The organism is Mucilaginibacter sp. GW821-FHT07H05 (assembly GCF_059418485.1).
The window spans coordinates 243,539-262,441 of the sequence record NZ_JBWKPY010000001.1; the positions used below are offsets into that span (position 1 = coordinate 243,539).

An 18,903-nucleotide genomic window follows, 5' to 3' on the forward strand; every position below is an offset into this window, starting at 1 on the left:
ATACGTAAAGCTGGTCCGTGTGTAGAAGATTTCTCTTTCGCTCTTCCCACAATCCCTGCTCCGCTCTATCGAAATGACATGGTGGTTTAACATCTTCCACACCTTTAAAGTCCCCGCCGGGATTTGATAACGCACAATAACAAGATTTTTAAGCACAAAAAAAGAGGCACAATACTTTGTGCCTCTCAGTAATGGGTTATTAAACCTATTGTACCTTATACCGGTAAATATACCGGCCGATGTTTCCATCCTTGTCAATTCCTTCAACTACGGCGCGGTAACTGCCAACGCCATCAGCATTATTAAATTGCAGGGTAGCAGCGCCGGTTACCTTGTCGGTAACAACTTTTGGGTTCCAGTAAATGGTGCTGCGCAGATCTACACCGCCTGCATTCAGTTTAAGCGGATCGTATTTTGGCGCGTAAAACTCCTTAACAACCGTATAGCCATGCGGGTACAGGTCAACCTGATATGGGCTGGGCAGCAGTTTTTGCAGATCGGCCAACTTCATTGGTGTTCCTTTTGGTGCTTTCTTTTTGTTAATTACCAATACCCCATTTGTACCGTCGCGCTGGTTAATGCCGCTCATGCCATCCTTGAAAAATATTTCTACCGATTCCACATCAGCAGAATTAACGGTTTGCAGGTAGTTCATATCTACCTGTAAACCGTCCATGTAAACTTCCATTGGCTTTTTTATACCGGCATTATAATCCCGGGTCACATAAAAAGTATTATCTAAATAGGTAAGGCCCAAAGCCATACTTTGCAGGCAGCTAATAAAAAATGTGCAACCTTTAAAGCGTTCCCCATCCAATAGATGATCGGGTTGCGGGTTTAGGCCCATTAAAGACCCATGCTCCAGGTGGCCCAATTTTTTTGGCGCCGGTGCTGCTTTAATTACTACCTCCTTTAATTGGTGTGTGTTATTGTAAACGCGTTTGCTGTTTTCCAGGTAAGCGCGCATGGTGCTGTCAATATTCAGGCGTTCATCAGGCAGGTTGGTAATACGGGATACCGAAGGATAGGCTGAGCCATCGACCATCAGCATCAGGCTGTTATAGTTAACATTATCACGGGCGTTGATCACTACCTTAGTCGAATCGTTAACGATTACATTTTCAAACTTAAACTGTCCGTCGGCATTAGTAGTGGTTTGCATCGAGAAGCTTTTATCAGGGATCAGCAACCTCACGTTGCCTCTGAAGATAGGCAGACCGGTACGGTTGCGCAGCGTACCGGTAATGGTAATCCCCTGCTCGGGCATTACGGATATTTTAGGATTTTTACCCGCCAGTACATCCCGGAATACAAAACGGCGGTAACCTTGTGTCAGCATCAGTACATCCAGATCGGCAGTTGTTTTTTCATCCGGTTTTTTAAAGTAGTAATTAGGTTTTTCAACATAACCCCGCAGGTCCGACGTTAATAGTAAGCTGCTTAAAATAGTAGTTTCGGCATCTTCATCAACCTTTACTTTACTTTCATCAATTACCGCTACCGACAGATTGGCTTCGGCTGGCAGTGTGCCATTTTTTGCGGTCAAAGTCATTTTTACGGGCTGCCGGTGGATATAAAGCGGCTTATCGGTATTAATGGTTAAGTTCATCAGATCGGGGCGTTGTATAAAGGTAATACGCTCGCTTACCGGGTAGCCGTTAGGGCCAAAAAGCGTGACCTGCAAAGTGCCCGACTGAAATTTGGTTTTGGGTATAATGGCCGAATAAACCTGCTTTTGCAGCGGGGTTTGCGCCGCGTACCTGATAAAACCGCCTGCCTGTGCAATAATGTAAAAATTCTTATTTTGGTTAGCCTGGAAGTACGATTCGCTGGCCAATATCCTTATGGTCAGGTTATCGGCATCGCCATTGGCTACCATCAGGGTAATCCCGCTGGCTTGTACACGGGGCAGGTCGTAACTTGCCTGCGAACCATCGGCAAAGGTAATGTTGGCTTTATAGGTTTTCCCGGCTTCGGGCTGCATGGCAAAAACGCCCATGCCTAAATGCTGCGACGTTAAAGTGCAAACCGTTTGTCCCTGGTTATCAACTACAGTGCCTTTTACGTCAATACCCAAACCATCGGCTTTGATAGCCTTTATGGCTACCTTGCACGGTATGCCTGCTATTAACTGGCCACCTTCGGGAAAAAACTGCACATCTTTACCGGGCGCGGCAGATTTAAGCGGGAAAATATTAGTGATACTTTTTGTACCTATATCCAGCGTAGTAAAAAGCGTTGAACCACTTAAGGTAATAGAGGGAGTGGGAGGAAGGGTGATGGTAAGATAACCATTCTGATCAGTTGTACCGCGGCCTTTACCGGTTTCGTCATGACTGGCTTCGGTGCGCCAGCTTACTTTTTGGTTGGCATAGGGTTTACCGTTGGCATCTTTATAAAAGATCTTAACGGTTACCGCCGGCTGTGCGCCGCCGGTATTGCTATAGGATACGTTAGTGAGCACCTCTTTATCAACCGGGTTGCCTATCGTTAATACTTTGTTGAAAAGGTAAGCCCCATCAAAATTAAGCATCCAGTTGGTATAAGCCCTTAAGCGGTAATTGCCCTGTTTATAACCCTGTACCGGCAACGGGATCATACCTGGTGCTACGCCATTTACCAGGGGCAATTTAAGGGATGTCATCATCGAGTCCTGGTCGTTATACACATCAACATATACAATTTTGCTTAATTGCGATGGCAGGTGAATATCAACCGTAGTATAAGCTTTAAACCAAACGGTATCGCCGGCGGCATAATAAGGCTTATCAAAATGCACATATACCTTTTCAATCGGGAAGTCGTTAGAGAATTTTACCGATTTGGTAATGATTGTATTGAGGCTTAATGTATCGCGCTGCGCAAAAACAGAAAGGCAGGTTAAAAACAATAAAGTAAAAGCAGGTAAAAGTTTCTTGTAACTCATCAGTAAATTAAAGCAGAAAATGGATGGCTGAATATACCGTTATAAAGGCAATAACGTAAAATCTGCTGCTTTATTTAACATTTTTTTACAAATAGACATTTATAACACCTTTATTACCGAACCCAGCATTTCACCCTGTGGCAATTGCACCTGTACCGGTTTTTTATTGATAAGCAGGTTAACAGTTTGCAACTTACGGGTAGGGTCCGATACCCAAAGTCCGCTATCACCCGCGCCGGTTTTATAGATCAGCATGCAGGGCTGGTCGGTTTGAATGCGCTGCGATCCGCTCATATATAAAGTCCCGGCCTGGTAAAATACAGCCATAACGGTGCCGGTTGATTGCACGGCTTGGATATCCTTAGTATTAGCTATCACCCTCACAGGTAAATGGTAGGCCAGTTTGCGGGTATCAACCACACCAAAAGCGGGTTTGATCATGTACTGATACTTATCTGTGTTATTATGGCCGATGTACCAGGTAATTACCGAATCGGCGGATAGGATGCCGGTTGATGATCTGTCTACACTGCCCCAATCGGCCTGGCGGTGCTCTATTTTTGTTTTCAGTTCGGTGTTCATGTCGGGGAAAAAATAGCCGATGCCATCATGCCAAACCCAGTTTTCGCCTTTCAAATGCTTGCCGGTTTTGCTGTTATAAAGGCGCTGGTTAACCGTAGTCACCACGTTTTCCTTTTTAGCCGATGTAATGCCCGCGCCCACAACCACCATCATATCGTTAATAAAAAAATAACCTTTGTAAGCGCTTACACCCAGCCGGTTATAATACATGGCGCTTGCGCCGATGGTTCCGTTTGAGATTTGTCCCACAAAGCCCGACTCATTTTTGCTGGTCAGCACCTTAGCATCGGTAACAGCAAGGGTGGTATCGGTAGTAGTACCGGGCAGCATGTTCCACCGCCAGATGGCCTGGATGTTTTTATACTCGTTACCGGTACGCTGTATCAAACTTACCCCATCATTCAGGTATGCGCCTTGCAGGTTTTCACCGTTGATGGATTCTACCCGTTTAACAAACGGGCCGTGGGTTTTAACGCTCATCATGTATTGGCCCGATTGCAACTGCACCATATAATCGCTGCGCCAAAAGCCTTTGTTGCCAGCCAAAGTACACTGTGCATCGGGCGTAAAACCATCCAGGTAGTAGTTGCAGGGATTGTTATCAAACGATTTGATCAGGTTAAAATCATCGTACAGATTAACGCCGCGTTTAGCCGTGAAATTTGGCCGCAATTGCCTGCCAACAGCCGGGATATCCATTGATCCTTTAAAAACCGTCCAGCGTAAACCATCCGAGCAATAGTTAAAAATGATCTGCTGTTTATCCTTATCAAAAGCAAAGGGCGTGTTGGCGGTTAACTTTATCCAAAACAGCAGACTGTTTACAAAGTGCAACCCATAATTGCCAATTTGCAGCATAGCCCCATGCTGATGGAAAGAATTATCTGGCTGGATGCCCTCGGCTGTTGATACCGTAATGGTAGACTGCATGCTGTTTATCGAAGCAACGAACGCGGCCTGATCGTTATGTAACAAGGCCATTCGCGCCTCAATATCTTTTTGCCAAATCTTATTTTGCCCTGTCGGATTTTTTTGCTGCAGCGCGCGGCCAACTTGTACATCGTTTAAATAAGCGGTTTCGGCAGCAGTGGCGTCCTTATCCAGCATCAGCATAATACTACTGTAGCAAAATGGTATGTTGATCTCGTTTTGCCACCAGTTACTGCATTTAAAATCGTTTTTGATATAGAAGGCCAATGCCCGGTGTATGGCGGCCAGGTATTGCGGGTTGTTGTTTTTGTAATATTCGCGACAGAGCAGCATCAGGCGGTACAGGTGCCAGCAGGGCGGCCACGCACTGGGACTATCGTTGGTATAATCCAGATCCTTCCAGCTGCCATCCGGGCTTAAGGCTTTAAAATAGCCTGCGGCATCGGTGTTGTATTTTACATCATCAGTTAAACGGAAGCTTTGCTCGGTAGCGTAGGCGGTATCTGATAGTAATAATTTACGGCACTGTATGCGTATATCCCGCAGTGAAGCAGCGGGTGGCTGTTGGGCATGGCTACTGAAAGACACCAGGCAGAACAATAACAGGTATAGCGCGGATAGTTTATTCATGGCGGGCGCTAATTTAGGCATTAAATTTAATGTCATCCGGCCGGGGGCGAAATCTTATACACGCGATATATCCGGTGAGATAAGATTTCCTTATGCCAGCGTTACATAAAAAATTTCGCGATCTCCGCATACGGAATAGCATCCTTGGTAAAGTCAAAAGTGCCTTTGTCCTTGATCTCCTTAGCCGCATCAATAAAACTCCCGTAAGCCGCGCGCGCCAGCGCTGAACCCAGACTGATCCGTTTTACACCCAAAGCTTCCAGCTCGCTAACCGAAAACGTGGCGCTTCCTAAGCCAATAACTGCATTTACTGGTTTTGGCGCTACAGCTTTCACTACGGTTTCAATCTCTTCGCGGGTTTTTAAGCCGGGGGCAAAAAGTACATCGGCGCCTGCTTCGGCGTAAGCTTTAAGGCGTTTAATGGTATCCGGCAAATCGGGGCGGCCGTGTATCAGGTTCTCGGCACGGGCGGCTAATGTAAAAGGGAATGGCAGGCTGCGGGCGGCTGCTACAGCGGCCTGTATGCGGGCTACCGACAGGTCGAAATTGTAAATAGGATCATCGGCCCGACCGGTGGCATCTTCAATAGAACCGCCAACTAATCCGGCTTTTGCGGCTAACAAAATGGTTTCGGCACAGGTTTCAGGCGAATCGCCATACCCGTTTTCAAGGTCGGCGGCAACGGGCAGGTGGGTAGCGGCACAAATGGCACGGGCGTTCTCTAAAGTTTCGTCCCGGGTAACCAGGCCTTTACCATCCTGCTTAGCCAGCGAATAAGCCAGCCCGGCACTGGTGGTTGTCAGCGCTTCGAACCCCAGGCTCTCCAGTATCTTTGCCGATCCGGCATCCCAGGGATTAGCGATAACAAATATACCCGGGCGCTGGTGCAGGGCCTGTAGTTTTTGGGCTTTAATTAATTGGCTGTTTTCCATGTGGCGTTTTTTATAGATCACATCATCCCAAACCTGTTTTGGGATCTCATTTACAAAATCGAAGTTATGAATTGTGGTCTGAATTGTATGCAGGGTACGGAAACAAGTTCAGCATGACTATAAACAAAAAATCCCGGAAACGGGGTTAACCATTTCCGGGATGCACAGCTTTAAGCTATTAATTAGTTTTTACCTTGGCCACTTTTACCACATGCTTGGTTTTAGTGCCGCTGTATTTTTTCTTCTTGCTAAACATGTTATGCACCTTTTGCGGAAGGGTGCTGGTTTTTTTAGTCTTGGTTTCGTTTTTAACAACTTCTGTTTTGGTTTGCGCAAAGGTCATGCTTATGCAGCAAATCAAGGCTAAAAATAGGCTGGTTACTCTTTTCATGGTTATGGGGTTAATTGATTTATGTTATTACAACTATTAATAATTGTAAAAGTTTTAAATCATTAAAGCTTGCTATTCCATCAATAGGACAGGCTACCCATGACATTTTAAAAGCTGGGTGTCATGGTGAGCCTGTCGAACCATGGTGGGCGGGCCTACCGCACGCAGTCTTCGACAGGCTCAGACTGACAATCCCCGCTTTTATTTCCACCTTTAAAATCCCGCCGGGATTCATAACTCAGGCAAACACCCTGCTATTAACTAACCACATCCCTTAACACCGGCATGCTCATGCAATGGAAACCACCCCGTGCCCGGGATAATTCGGCAGATGGCATCAGCACTAAAGTATCTTTCATCGTTTGCGGATCCAGTTCATCACGTTCAAATTTTTGGAGCAGGTCGGCTACTTTAAACACTTTGAAGCCGTTGTTCTTAAAGGCCTCTACGGTTTTGGTATTGCGATCGTAACCTAAAACTACCCCTTCGCGCAGGGCCAGCAGGTTGCAGGAGTCGGTCCACTGCTCGCGCGAATCGTAAGGGAAAACGTTGTTACCCGAGTAAATGAATTGAGTAGGTTCGGCACTGTTTAGATCGTTTTGGCTGATGTCATTCAGCAGGTCCTCAATACAACTAAACGTTTTGGGAGATTGCTTCCCGGCTTTAAATTGCAGTATCTCGGTTTTTTCCTTCGATTTTTTGTCGCCAAACCAGGCAATGGGCTCGGCCGTTTCCACATCAATTTCCATCCGCCCCAGCGAACCTAACAGTACCCACATATTGCGCTTTACCTGGGTAAAAACGGTATCAATGTGCATATAATCGCGCTTATGAGGGATCTTTACGATAGTGACCTTATTAACCACCTTATTCTCGAACAGTAATTTAATAGCCTCGTTAGCCCCGCTTACGGATGTACGCTCGCTGCAGCCGATAATAACATGGTTGGGGCTAACCACCATCACGTCGCCGCCTTCCAGCGTGGTTTTGCCGTCGCTGTCCTCGCCGGGGCGCAGGAAATGCTGCACGGTTTCGGGGATCTCTAAAATGTTATCGCGGTAAGCGGCAAACAGCGGGTGGTTAAAAAAGATATAGCGCACCAGCAAAGTCTCGCGCGAGCGGGCCTTTTTAGCCGGTTTATTAATAAGGATGTGTTTGTTGATGACAATACCGATATCCCGCGAAAATATGAGGTTGGGGATGGGGGCAAAGATCATCTCGTCGTCCGTCATTGCGCCCGAGATGAATATTTTGGCTAACGCTACCGGCTCTGTAGCTACCAGCCTTTGCTGCAAACGGTAATTGCACCCCTCTATGGCACAAACCGAAGCTACCAGCTTTTCGCGGATGCGCTTATCATCCAGGATATCGGCCAGCAGGGTTTGCAGTTCAATTACTTTGGTGGATGCATGGAAGCCGGCATCATCGGGTTTGTAAAACGCCCGCTCGGCGGCCCGCGAGTTAATCTCCTCCAGCTTGCCTTTTATTTTGCCCGGATCAAGGAAATACATCAGCAGCTTAACGTAGTAATCGTACTCGTTTTTGCGCATAGTATCCAGGTGTACGATGTCCTCAAACAGCCAGTCCTGCGCTTTGCTGGGCACCACTTTGCCCAGGCCGCTATCAGGGCTATGGATTAACAGCGCGCGCAGGGCGCCAATTTCGGAAGTTACATCGAGTTGAAAATCTTTATCGAAAAGCATATACGGTATCAGATAGACTAATACAAAGCTATCCGATTTATTTGGATTTTAAAGCTAAAAATAGGGTTAACACAACTTAACACAATTCAATTTTTCAATTTATTAAGTAATTAACAGTCAGATATTTAACTACTTTTCGGGGTTGACATAAAATGACTTAAATGTCAGCGTCTATACTAACAAACTGTTTTCAAGTTCCAGCGGAACTTTTGGTTGGTAGAAAACAAAATAACGAGCCCGGGGCGTTCCGACAGGAACGCTTGGTGAATAGCGACAATGTAATACTACCAACCAAATGTGCCTAACGGCACATCTAAAGAGGTTGCCCTGATAGTTTAACTAATAAGCGCCAAACCTACTTTTTCGTCCCGCTCACATTAACAATTACCTCGCTGGTGTGGGGGATGCCCAGTGTGGTACCGGGTTTGATTTTCAGGTAAGCTTTGAGGTAGCCATTGGTAATAGCCTTCATGATTTTTGGATAGGTTTCAGAGAACGGCGGTACCAAAGGTGTCATTGGTTTACCGAAACTGATATCGCCTTTTTCATCTACCAAAATGGTGAAGTAATACCTGAAATCGTCATAAGCCTTACTAATGGTAATATTGTACTCGGGCGATAGGTAATCAATCGGCGGCCCGTCGTTATCGGTATCGGCACGGTCGTCGTTGACTACATTTTCAACCTTAACCAAAGGGGTTTTGCTGGTGATCTCCGCAATTTTGCGCGCCGCGAAGGCTTTGGATGGGTCTTTGCGTGCCCGGTCGGTCAGTTTTTGGATCAGCAGGGTATCCCTGCGGGTAAAACCCTGTATCTGCAAGGGATCCTTGTGTAATACATTTTTAATATAATCGTTGGCGTACAAGGTCATATAAACGGTTGAACCTTCGTTATCGATCACACGGCCGTTAACCCGCAAAACCTGGAAAATGATACTATCCTTACTGAGCGTTTTTAAGCGAAGGTAAGCCCAGGCCACGTTAAAAACCGAATCATGATCGAACAAAAGCGGCGCGTTCACAAACCGTTTACGCTTTGGGTTATAAATATTCACCGAGTCGTCCGACGGGAACGACAGGCGCCAGTTGGGGTCCAGTTCGTAACCTTTTTCATTAAAGCTATAGCCGGTGTTAAAGTAACGGCGAACTTCGGTATAGCTGCGTCCCCAAACTTTTTTAAACGATGCCCGCGGTTTTTCGGCAGGCGGTTTGGGTGGTTGCTGGCAGGCGTTTAGTATGATGCAGGCTGCGGGTAAAAGCAGGGTTTTATATATTTTATTGCGGATATTCATTCTGTATGGCGAAGATAATAAACCATCGCAAACGTTTAAGGATGTAACAAAAATCTTAGTGTTTTGGTGGTTAAATCTAATCCTCACATCCCCCAGGCCGTTATCACTAATCGCCGCGCCTCGCCATAATTACGATGCTCGCACAGGTAAATGCCTTGCCAGGTGCCTAAAGCCAGGCGGCCGTTGCTGATAGGGATAGTTACCGAACTGCCCAGCATGGCGGCTTTCAGATGGGCGGGCATATCATCAGGCCCTTCGTCATCGTGCCGGTAATCGGGATCGTTCTCGGGGACGGCTTTGTTAAAGTACATTTCAAAATCCTGACGCACGGTGGGGTCGGCGTTTTCGTTTATGGTAAGCGAAGCCGAGGTATGCTGGATAAACACCTGGCACATGCCGGTTTGCAGTTCACTTATTTGCGGCAGGGCGTGTACTACCTCGTTAGTAATGAGGTGGAAACCGCGTTTACGCTGGCGCAATTGGATACTTTGCTGAAATATTTTCATCTTGTTGTATAATACAGCAATAAGCCTGGTGATGTTTTAAATTTGATCTACCTGATGTGGTCGATTTGAGCGCAAATATATCAGAATTAGTCAACCGCCCCTTGCAAATGAAGCACAGTAAACTATATTAGCCGGGTTATTAACTGTATTAATGACATATTTCACTAATTTTGGATAAGATTATACCTGGATTAAATATGCAAAATATACCATTGCCTAAAGTGATTTTCGGTACCAGCGGATTGGGGAACCTGTTTGTTGCGCTGAGCGACGAAGCCAAATGCGCTATTGTAAAGGCGTGTATAGCCCATTCGCAAAAACCGGTGGTGTTCGATTCGGCAGGGAAATATGGGGCGGGCCTTGCGCTTGAATCCTTAGGGAAATGCCTGAAAGAGTTAGGCGTAAAGCCGGATGAAGTATTGATCAGCAATAAACTGGGATGGCTTAGGACAGATTTAAAAACCCCCGAGCCTACCTTTGAGCCCGGCGTATGGATAGACCTGAAATACGATGCCGTGCAAAACATCAGCTACGATGGTATTTTAGCCTGTTACGAGCAGGGCAACGAACTGCTGAACGGTTACAAAGCCGCACTGGTATCGGTACATGATCCGGACGAATATTTAGCCGCGGCTACCGGTCCCCAGGATAAGGTACAGCGTTACCGCGATGTGCGGGAAGCCTATCGCGCGCTGGGCGAATTGAAAGCGCAGGGCAAGGTAAAAGCCATAGGTGTAGGGTCGAAAGATTGGCGCATGATCCAACAGATCACAAAGGACGTTGACCTGGACTGGGTAATGATAGCCAACAGCATGACGGTGCATAGCCATCCTGCCGATCTGATAGCCTTTATGGAGGAGCTGGACAGGAAGGGCATTGCTATTATTAATTCGGCGGTGTTTAATGCCGGTTTTTTAATCGGGTCGGATATTTATAATTATAAGCAAATGGACAGAGCGGCCAATGCTGATCTGTACAAATGGCGCGACAGTTTTTTTAAACTCTGCGATAAGTATAGCATAAAACCCGCCGAAGCCTGTGTGGCTTTCGGGCTGCATGCGCCGGGTGTTAAAAGCATAGCGTTAAATACCACCAATGCCGCGCGTGTAAAAGGAAATGTGGATATGGCCCATGTAATTATTCCCGTTGGATTTTGGGAGGAAATGAAAGCCGAAGGATTGATTAATAATAACTACGCTTACTTGTAAGCGACAAATACATAACATGAAGATATTAGTTTGCGAAGAACCGGGTAAACTGGCTTATAGTGAGAAGGAAGCGCCGGTTGCACAAGCGGGTGAATCGCTGATACAGATCAAGCGTATAGGTATCTGCGGGACCGACCTGCACGCTTTTGAGGGTACGCAACCATTTTTTAGCTATCCAAGGATTTTAGGCCACGAGTTAGCCGGCAATTTGGTTGACCCTAACGGTGCCGAAGGTTTTGCCAAAGGCGAGGCGGTTACTTTTATCCCTTATTTTAATTGTGGTACATGTATTGCCTGCCGCAGTGGCAAACCTAATTGCTGTGCCAGCATAAAAGTTTGCGGCGTGCATGTGGATGGCGGCATGGTGGAGTATCTGGCTGTGCCATCCTATTCCTTAGTGCATGGCGAGGGTTTAAGTTATGATGAACTGGCGCTGGTTGAGCCATTGGCCATTGGCGCCCATGGCGTGCGCCGCGCCGGTGTGGAGCCGGGCGAATTTGTGCTGGTGATAGGCGCTGGCCCCATTGGTTTAGGCACCATGGAGTTTGCCCGTATAGCCGGCGGTAAAGTGATTGCCATGGATATGAACGAAGCCCGCCTTGATTTTTGCCGCGACCGCCTGAAAGTTGACCACGTGATTAATGTATCAACTGAAAACGTAATGGAACGCCTGGTCGAAATTACCAATGGCGATATGCCAACTGTGGTGATTGATTGCACCGGCAACCTGCGTGCTATTAACGGCGGTTTCCAGTATATGGCGCATGGGGCCAGGTATGTGCTGGTCGGACTGCAAAAGGCCGAGATCAGTATCAGTCACCCCGAGTTTCATAAACGCGAGGCTACCCTGATGAGCAGCCGCAACGCTACCCGTGCCGATTTTGAGCACGTGATTGCCAGTATGAAAAAAGGATTGGTTGACCCCACCAACTATATTACCCACCGTGTAAAGTTCGGCGAGGTGAAAGATCAGTTTGAGAGCTGGCTGAATCCGGCTAACGGGGTGATTAAGGCAATGGTGGAGGTTGAGTAAATATTCCTGCAATCGCCCCCTCCTGCAATCGCTCGGCTTCAACCGAGTGATGTTCGGAAGATTAGAAAAGGGTGGGATTGTGCGATTCCCTCCCATCGGGAGGGTGTAGGGAGGGGTTTCGGCAAGCGTAATAAACCACAACACAGCCAACCGCACCCCTCCCGTACTTACAAGTTTCTATGCCCTGTAAGGGCTACCTCTTTGTAGCAGCTTGAGTATCGAAACGGCAATGTCCCGGACGGGACTACCCTTCACCGGCCTGCATTTCACCAGGGTAGCCTCTCCGAGGCAATAACAAATTTGCATCTTTTTCTACAAACAGGTAGCCCTTACAGGGCATAGAAGCCTTTTTAAAGATGTGGATACACGTTAGCTCTCTCCTGCAATCGCTCGGCTCCAGCCGAGTGATGATTATTTCCCGGCCTCCGGCCGCTGTGAAGTATAAATTAGCTGTTTACACCGGCCAGAGGCCGGATAATAAGGGTCACTCGGCTCCAGCCGAGTGACTGCAGAGCAGTTTTTTATACAAAAATCACGGAAAAATAGTAGATTTGCCCGCTCATAATTCCCATGTGGTGTAACGGTAGCACAACAGACTCTGACTCTGTTAGTCGTGGTTCGAATCCATGCATGGGAACATATTAACGCGAGTTGGTAGCAATGACGTTTTTTATTTGTCATTCTGAACGTAGTGAAGAATCTCTCACTATATATGCAGATTTGCATATCCGCTCTGCTTACGGTGGATTTTTCACTACGTTACCCATGACATGTTGTTTAATCGTGTTGTCATTTCGAACGAACCTGCAGAGGGTATAGGCAGGGGGGTGAGGAGAAATCTTATACGGCTTACCTATCGCATGTATAAGATTTCTCTTTCGCCCTCCCCCGCAATTCCTACCCCAGCTCTTTCGAAATGACAACGTGATTTTAATGTCATACACACCGTCAAAGGCCGCCGGAATTTCATAACTCATAATGAACTGGTTTTAATAATCGGCGCCTAAGTGTCGATTCCTCCCTTAAGTCTAAGCCAGATTATAACTCATAAATATGGGCCAAACTCACGTTACACCATCGTCTTCAACAATCCACCCTCAGCCCTTATCGCCGCGCCATTAGTTGCAGAAGCCAGCGGACTGGCTAAATAGACCACCATATTGGCAACTTCATCTGTACTTAAAAAACGCTGGATGATAGAGGTTGGGCGCATGGTCTGGAAAAACTCGGTTTTTACTTCATCTTCCGTTTTGTTTTGGTCTTTGGCTAATTGCTCCACAAAACCACCCACTCCCTCCGAAAGTGTTGGGCCGGGCAATACCGAGTTGACGGTTACATGGGTGCCGCGGGTCATTTCGGCCAGGCCACGGGCTATGGCCAGTTGCGCTGTTTTGGTCATGCCGTAATGGATCATTTCGGTAGGGATCTGCAAAGCCGATTCGCTGGAAATAAAAATAATACGCCCCCAATTCTTTTGCAGCATCTGGCCGAAGTAAGCGCGGGATAACCTTACGCCGCTCATTACGTTTACTTCGTAAAATTTCAGCCAGTCTTCATCGGGGATATCCTTAAAAGCCTTGGGCTCAAATATCGCTACGTTATTGATCAGGATATCTACTTCAGGTACTTGTTTAATCAGTTCGGCTATCTGTTCGGGCTTGGTAAAATCGGCTATCACACCACTGATTTCCGTATTTCCGGTATCGGCTTTAATTTGCGCTACGGCGGCGTTCACCCTTTCGGCTGTGCGGCCGTTCACAATTACTTTCGCGCCTTCGGCTGCCAGTTGTTTGGCTATGGCATAACCTATCCCGGCGGTCGATCCTGTTACTAATGCTATTCTGTTGTTGAGTTGTAAATCCATAATGTCAAAACTAAATGTTATGGATAATAGTTTTCTTTTTGATGCCTAAATAGGAGATGTGGTTGACATTATAACAGGATTATAACAATCTGATGGATTTGTCCCGGTAGGTTGTCAAACAAAACGCATTTTTATACTGTTTACAAATTATACTTTGTTATCTTAGTTTATCCCCTAATGCCTCTCTTATTCAATTGCTTATGATCACATTAAACGTCAACAACAAATCGTACCAGGTAAATGCCAGTCCGGATATGCCCCTGCTGTGGGTATTGCGCGACTTGCTGGGATTAACCGGGACTAAATTTGGCTGCGGTGTTGCCCAATGCGGCGCCTGCACCGTGCACCTCAATGGCGAAGCGGTACGCTCGTGCGTTACCAAAGTAAGCCGTGCGCAGGGACAAAAGATCGTCACCATCGAAGGATTATCCTTAAACAACGATCACCCGCTGCAAAAGGCCTGGGCCGAGTTTGATGTGCCGCAGTGCGGTTACTGCCAGTCGGGCCAACTGATGTCGGCCGCGGTATTGCTGCGTGAAAATGCGGACCCAACCGATCAGGATATTGATGATGCCATGTCGGGCAATATTTGCCGTTGCGGTACTTATCCGCGTATCCGGCAGGCTATTCATAAAGCAGCGCAACTACAAAAAGAAGGAGGCCGGTCATGAGCGTGGAACAAACAAACATCAGTCGCCGTAATTTCCTGAAAGCCGGGGCCGTATTGAGTGGGGGCTTATTGATTTCCTTTACCATACCGCAGGCCAACCGTCTGCTGGTTGCTGATGCCGCCGCGACTTTCGCCCCTAACGCGTTTTTGCGCATCGGTGCCGATAACAGCATCACCGTAATATTAAGCCACGTAGAAATGGGGCAGGGGATCTGGACAACCTTACCCATGATCCTTGCCGAAGAACTGGATGCCGATTGGGATCATATCAAAGTGATACACAGCGGGGCCGATAAGGCCTATAACCATACTGTTTACGGGATCCAGATCACCGGAGGGTCCAGTACTACCTGGTCTGAGTTTGACCGTTATCGCACTGCCGGGGCTACCGCGCGGGTAATGTTAAAGCAAGCCGCATCCAAAAGAACAGGTGTTGCGATAGAGAATTGCACCACCAAAAATGGCTTTGTAACGGCCGGGGGCAAAAAATTAAGCTATGGCGAATTGGCGGCGGAGGCGGCAACATTGCCCGTACCGCAAAATATACCCTTGCGCCCGCCTGTTGAGTGGAAACTGATTGGTAAAGGAGCAAAGCGGCTGGATGCGTCATCAAAAACTAACGGGAAAGCTATATTTGGGATAGATGTGCAATTTCCCGGGATGCTGACCGCGGTGGTGGCCCATGCGCCGGTATTTGGCGGCAAGGTTAAATCTTTTGATGCCACCAAAGCTAAGGCCGTGCCTGGCGTGCGGCAGGTAGTGCAAATACCTACGGGCGTAGCCGTTATTGCCGATCATTTTTGGGCAGCCAGTCAGGGCCGCAAAGCCCTGCAGGTTGTATGGGATAACGGGCCCGGCGCTAACCTGAATACTAAAACCCAGGTTGCCGCCTATAAAAAGCTGGCAGCCACCAACGGGACAAAAGCCGCTGCCGCCGGCGATATACAAACCGGCTTAATAAAGGCCAGCAAGGTATTAGATGCCGAATATGTGTTCCCATATCTGGCGCATGCGCCAATGGAGCCGATGAACTGCACCGTTAAAATAGGCAAGGACAAATGCGAAATATGGACAGGCACCCAATTGCCCGGGATCGATCAGCTGTCGGCCGCGAAAATATTGGGGCTGAAGCCCGAACAGGTAACCATGAACGTGGTTTTTTTGGGCGGTGGGTTTGGCCGCCGGGCTACCATGACCTCGGATTTTGTATCCGAAGCGGTGCAGATTGCCAAAGCCAGCGGCAAATTTGTTAAAATGGTTTGGACCCGCGAGGACGATATGAAGGGCGGCTATTACCGCAGCGTATTTGTACACCGCGTTAATGCCGGGTTGGATGCCAAAGGGATCCCGGTGGCATGGCGGCATAGTATAGTTGGGCAATCAATTATGGAAGGCACTCCGTTTGATGCTAAAAACGGTGTCGATTCAACCTCGGTGGAGGGTATTGCCGATTCGCCTTACCTTAAGGTTGTGCCCGATCATTTTGTTGGCTTGCATACCACGCACGAGGTTGTTCCGGTGCTCTGGTTCCGCTCGGTAGGTAACACGCATACCGCCTATGTAATGGAAACCATGATAGATGAACTGGCCCATGCCGCCGGGCAGGACCCGCTTAAGTATCGCCAGCAATTACTGAAAGATAGTCCGCGCCACCTGGCAGCACTGAACCTGGCCGCAAAAAAGGCGGACTGGAGCAGCACTTTGCCTAAAGGCAGATATAAAGGCATAGCGGTGCACGAGTCGTTTGGTAGTTTTGTGGCCCAGGTGGCCGAGATTAGTATAGATAACGGCAAACTGCGGGTGCATAAAGTAACCTGCGCCATTGATTGCGGCCTGGCCGTTAATCCGGATGGCGTGCGTGCCCAAATGGAAAGCGGTATCATTTTTGGCCTCACCATGGCGCTTTATGGCGAACTAACCCTGGATAAGGGGGAGGTACAGCAAAGTAATTTTTATGATTACCGCATTGCCCGGATGAATGAGTCCCCCGAAATAGAGGTGCATATTGTAGATAGCAACGAAAAAATGGGCGGTGCGGGCGAATGCGGCGTACCGCCAACCGCGCCGGCCATAGCCAACGCCATATTTGCCGCTACTGGCAAACGCGTTTATCAACTTCCTTTTATGAACACCTCATTAAAAGAACAGGCATGAAAAAGTTAGTTTATTTATGCATCGCGCTGTTTACGTTAAGTATGGCGGTGTTGTCTTTTAAAACAGAGCATATTGCAAAGCCTGCGCCGTCGCCTAAGGATAGTGTAGGTTCGGTTAAAGCGTTTATGTCGGTTTATAAGGTGTTGATGAGCCCACGCTGTATGAATTGCCATCCAAATGGCAATGTTCCCCTGCAGGGCGATGACAGCCATTTACATACCATGGGTGTAAAACGGGGTATTGACGGTAAAGGCTTGTACGCTATGCGCTGCAGTAACTGCCATCAGCCGCAAAATACTGCCGGCCTGCATGCGCCGCCGGGCAACCCTAAGTGGGCCTTGCCGCCTGCCAAAACACCAATGGTTTTCCAGGGGCGTACCCCAAGGCAACTGGCCCTGCAGCTATTGGATCTGAAACAAAACGGAGGCAAAACCAGGCAGCAGTTGATTGCCCATGCCCATGATGAACTGGTGATGTGGGCCTGGCGCCCCGGCGAAGGGCGTACGCTGCCTCCACTTAGCCATGCCGAGTTTGCCAAACAGGTAAAATTATGGATTGATAAAGGGGCTTACGCGCCGGCTAAATAGGTGGGTAAGTTATCATGAAGTAGATTCACCAAACGTTCCGATGGAACGTAAGAAATGGGTTTAAATGTGCTACCAACCAATCGTTCCTACGGAACGACTTTTATCCTTCATCCCGTAGGGATGTTTGGTTGGTAGAAATGATATGGAAAATTGTTACGTTCCATCGGAACGTTTGGTGAATTGATACCCTGTATTTCATGGGTGCATCGGCTAAAGCAATCCTTAGGCCAACAGCCGGTTCCATTCGGGATGGACGGTTAGGTAGTGTTTTACATAAACACATAAAGGCACCAGCTTTAAATGGTGTTCTTCCATATATCTAAAGGTTTTTTCTACAATAGCGGCGGCAACACCCCTGCCTTCTAACGCGGTGGGTACTTCGGTATGGATAAGGTATACTTTATCGTCTTTTTGTTTATAGTCGATAAAAGCCCGCTGACCGTCCACAAATAATTCGAAGTTGTGGATCGCCGTATTGTTAATAAGTTGGTTTGCAGTATAGTCCATACAATTATTAATACGCGCTGATGGGTTTAACAGATAATACGCTGTCCACCACAAAAACGCTTACACCGCGCCAGGGGAGGGCATGCAGGTATTCTTTATAATGCAGCTCAAGGAAAGCCCCCGCGCTTTTATTTAAAATGGCGGCCACCTTAGGGTCGGTTACCGAAAACATAAACTCGTTTGATTGCACAGCGCCCTGCACTGGCGTGCGGATGCCGGTTTGGATCAGCCGCCCTTCGTAGGTTTTAAAAACATAACCTTTATGTACAAAATAGTTCATGGTGCCGGCTTTAGTGCCATCGCCAAAAACAAAATAATAGCGGTAATAGAAAAAGCCGGCCAGCAGTAATAAAACGATGGTTAAAAGAATGTAACGGGTGCTTTTTTTCATATCAGGGGTAATACTATTATAATTAATTCAGCTTAGATCTTCCTTGGCCGTTTGGCTCTGACAAAGCCGCCCTGGCCGGGTCTTTCAACTTTACGGTACACGGGTTTAACCGGTTCGGGTTGTTCTTCTACTATATTCACCCGCATTTCGCGGCCAAGGAAGGTGGTTCCATCCAATGCTTCCATCGCTTGTTCTGCATCCTGGCGGCTCTCCATTTCAAGGAAAGCATAGCCTTTACATATCCGGGTTTTTTTATCCCTTACAATTTTTATAGTAACCACGGTGCCATACGGACTGATCCATTGGACCAGTTCCAGTTCGGTAATTTCTAACGGGAAACCGCCGACAAATAGTTTAACCATCATATCAATTAGTGTGCAAGGTAAAATTAAGCATTCACTATCGCAACATAAAGCTTTAGTAAATAATACTTTTAAGCTGAGGGATGTCCGCTGTTTAGTCTACGCGACAGGCGCAAAACCTGGACAGAAAGCAGGAGGGAAGCAGCTATGAAATGCTGAACGTTCATTTTCATTATATGAATGTTTGTGCTTTAATTAATGTTGGTCTGCTCTTAGCCGCAGGGGCCAAGTCACTT

The 18,903-nt window shown here is 47.4% G+C and carries 16 protein-coding genes and 1 tRNA gene; 6 read left to right on the plus strand and 11 right to left on the minus strand.

Going from position 1 to position 18,903, the window contains the following annotated elements; genetic code table 11:
- Nucleotides 1-205 precede the first annotated feature (205 nt).
- The 7 genes from AC07M6_RS01160 to AC07M6_RS01190 form a co-directional block, all read right to left on the minus strand.
- Nucleotides 206-2,926 (minus strand): carboxypeptidase regulatory-like domain-containing protein, encoded by a 2,721-nt coding sequence (locus AC07M6_RS01160; protein WP_494886869.1) that lies wholly within the window; start codon nucleotides 2,924-2,926, stop codon nucleotides 206-208.
- Nucleotides 2,927-3,025: 99 nt separating this feature from the next.
- Entirely contained in the window at nucleotides 3,026-5,068 is a 2,043-nt protein-coding gene (locus tag AC07M6_RS01165) for a polysaccharide lyase family 8 super-sandwich domain-containing protein (protein ID WP_494886871.1), read from the minus strand.
- Between the two features lie 101 nt (nucleotides 5,069-5,169).
- The gene (locus tag AC07M6_RS01170) at nucleotides 5,170-6,000 is read right to left on the minus strand and encodes an isocitrate lyase/PEP mutase family protein (protein ID WP_494886873.1); all 831 of its coding nucleotides are present in this window, start codon (nucleotides 5,998-6,000) and stop codon (nucleotides 5,170-5,172) included.
- A gap of 178 nt (nucleotides 6,001-6,178) precedes the next feature.
- On the minus strand, nucleotides 6,179-6,391 hold the full coding sequence (locus tag AC07M6_RS01175) for a hypothetical protein (RefSeq protein WP_494886875.1): 213 nt from the start codon (nucleotides 6,389-6,391) through the stop codon (nucleotides 6,179-6,181).
- A 257-nt stretch (nucleotides 6,392-6,648) separates the two neighbouring features.
- A complete protein-coding gene (locus AC07M6_RS01180; protein WP_494886877.1) occupies nucleotides 6,649-8,094 on the minus strand; it encodes an arginine deiminase family protein in 1,446 nt (481 codons plus the stop codon).
- A 355-nt stretch (nucleotides 8,095-8,449) separates the two neighbouring features.
- A complete protein-coding gene (locus AC07M6_RS01185) occupies nucleotides 8,450-9,385 on the minus strand; it encodes a hypothetical protein (protein ID WP_494886879.1) in 936 nt (311 codons plus the stop codon).
- 83 nt (nucleotides 9,386-9,468) lie between these two features.
- Nucleotides 9,469-9,891 (minus strand): secondary thiamine-phosphate synthase enzyme YjbQ, encoded by a 423-nt coding sequence (locus AC07M6_RS01190; protein WP_494886880.1) that lies wholly within the window; start codon nucleotides 9,889-9,891, stop codon nucleotides 9,469-9,471.
- A 197-nt stretch (nucleotides 9,892-10,088) separates the two neighbouring features.
- Between AC07M6_RS01190 and AC07M6_RS01195 the strand changes: the two genes are divergently transcribed.
- The 3 genes from AC07M6_RS01195 (at nucleotide 10,089) to AC07M6_RS01205 (ending at nucleotide 12,769) form a co-directional block, all read left to right on the plus strand.
- Nucleotides 10,089-11,099 (plus strand): aldo/keto reductase, encoded by a 1,011-nt coding sequence (locus AC07M6_RS01195; protein WP_494886881.1) that lies wholly within the window; start codon nucleotides 10,089-10,091, stop codon nucleotides 11,097-11,099.
- A gap of 16 nt (nucleotides 11,100-11,115) precedes the next feature.
- The gene (locus AC07M6_RS01200) at nucleotides 11,116-12,132 is read left to right on the plus strand and encodes a zinc-binding alcohol dehydrogenase family protein (protein WP_494886882.1); all 1,017 of its coding nucleotides are present in this window, start codon (nucleotides 11,116-11,118) and stop codon (nucleotides 12,130-12,132) included.
- 566 nt (nucleotides 12,133-12,698) lie between these two features.
- Nucleotides 12,699-12,769, plus strand: a tRNA-Gln gene (locus tag AC07M6_RS01205).
- 432 nt (nucleotides 12,770-13,201) lie between these two features.
- On the opposite strand, the gene AC07M6_RS01210 is transcribed toward AC07M6_RS01205, so the two are convergent.
- Entirely contained in the window at nucleotides 13,202-13,996 is a 795-nt protein-coding gene (locus tag AC07M6_RS01210) for an SDR family NAD(P)-dependent oxidoreductase (RefSeq protein WP_494886884.1), read from the minus strand.
- A 200-nt stretch (nucleotides 13,997-14,196) separates the two neighbouring features.
- On the opposite strand from AC07M6_RS01210, the gene AC07M6_RS01215 reads away from it, so the two are divergent.
- The 3 genes from AC07M6_RS01215 to AC07M6_RS01225 are packed head-to-tail and all read left to right on the plus strand — an operon-like array spanning nucleotide 14,197 to nucleotide 17,407.
- On the plus strand, nucleotides 14,197-14,667 hold the full coding sequence (locus AC07M6_RS01215) for a (2Fe-2S)-binding protein (RefSeq protein WP_494886885.1): 471 nt from the start codon (nucleotides 14,197-14,199) through the stop codon (nucleotides 14,665-14,667).
- Nucleotides 14,664-16,820: a xanthine dehydrogenase family protein molybdopterin-binding subunit gene (locus AC07M6_RS01220; RefSeq protein ID WP_494886886.1), complete on the plus strand. Its 2,157-nt coding sequence runs from the start codon at nucleotides 14,664-14,666 to the stop codon at nucleotides 16,818-16,820. Before AC07M6_RS01215 ends, AC07M6_RS01220 begins: the two co-directional genes overlap by 4 nt.
- Nucleotides 16,817-17,407: a hypothetical protein gene (locus tag AC07M6_RS01225; RefSeq protein WP_494886887.1), complete on the plus strand. Its 591-nt coding sequence runs from the start codon at nucleotides 16,817-16,819 to the stop codon at nucleotides 17,405-17,407. The genes AC07M6_RS01220 and AC07M6_RS01225 overlap by 4 nt, the downstream gene beginning before the upstream one ends.
- Before the next feature lie 222 nt (nucleotides 17,408-17,629).
- Here AC07M6_RS01225 and AC07M6_RS01230 read toward each other — a convergent pair whose 3' ends face one another.
- Genes AC07M6_RS01230 through AC07M6_RS01240 form a run of 3 tightly spaced genes read right to left on the minus strand, consistent with a single transcriptional unit; the run spans nucleotide 17,630 to nucleotide 18,670 of the window.
- The gene (locus AC07M6_RS01230; protein ID WP_494886889.1) at nucleotides 17,630-17,914 is read right to left on the minus strand and encodes a GNAT family N-acetyltransferase; all 285 of its coding nucleotides are present in this window, start codon (nucleotides 17,912-17,914) and stop codon (nucleotides 17,630-17,632) included.
- A gap of 7 nt (nucleotides 17,915-17,921) precedes the next feature.
- A complete protein-coding gene (locus AC07M6_RS01235; protein ID WP_494886891.1) occupies nucleotides 17,922-18,305 on the minus strand; it encodes a hypothetical protein in 384 nt (127 codons plus the stop codon).
- 32 nt (nucleotides 18,306-18,337) lie between these two features.
- A complete protein-coding gene (locus tag AC07M6_RS01240; protein ID WP_494886893.1) occupies nucleotides 18,338-18,670 on the minus strand; it encodes an RNA recognition motif domain-containing protein in 333 nt (110 codons plus the stop codon).
- Nucleotides 18,671-18,903: the final 233 nt, after the last annotated feature.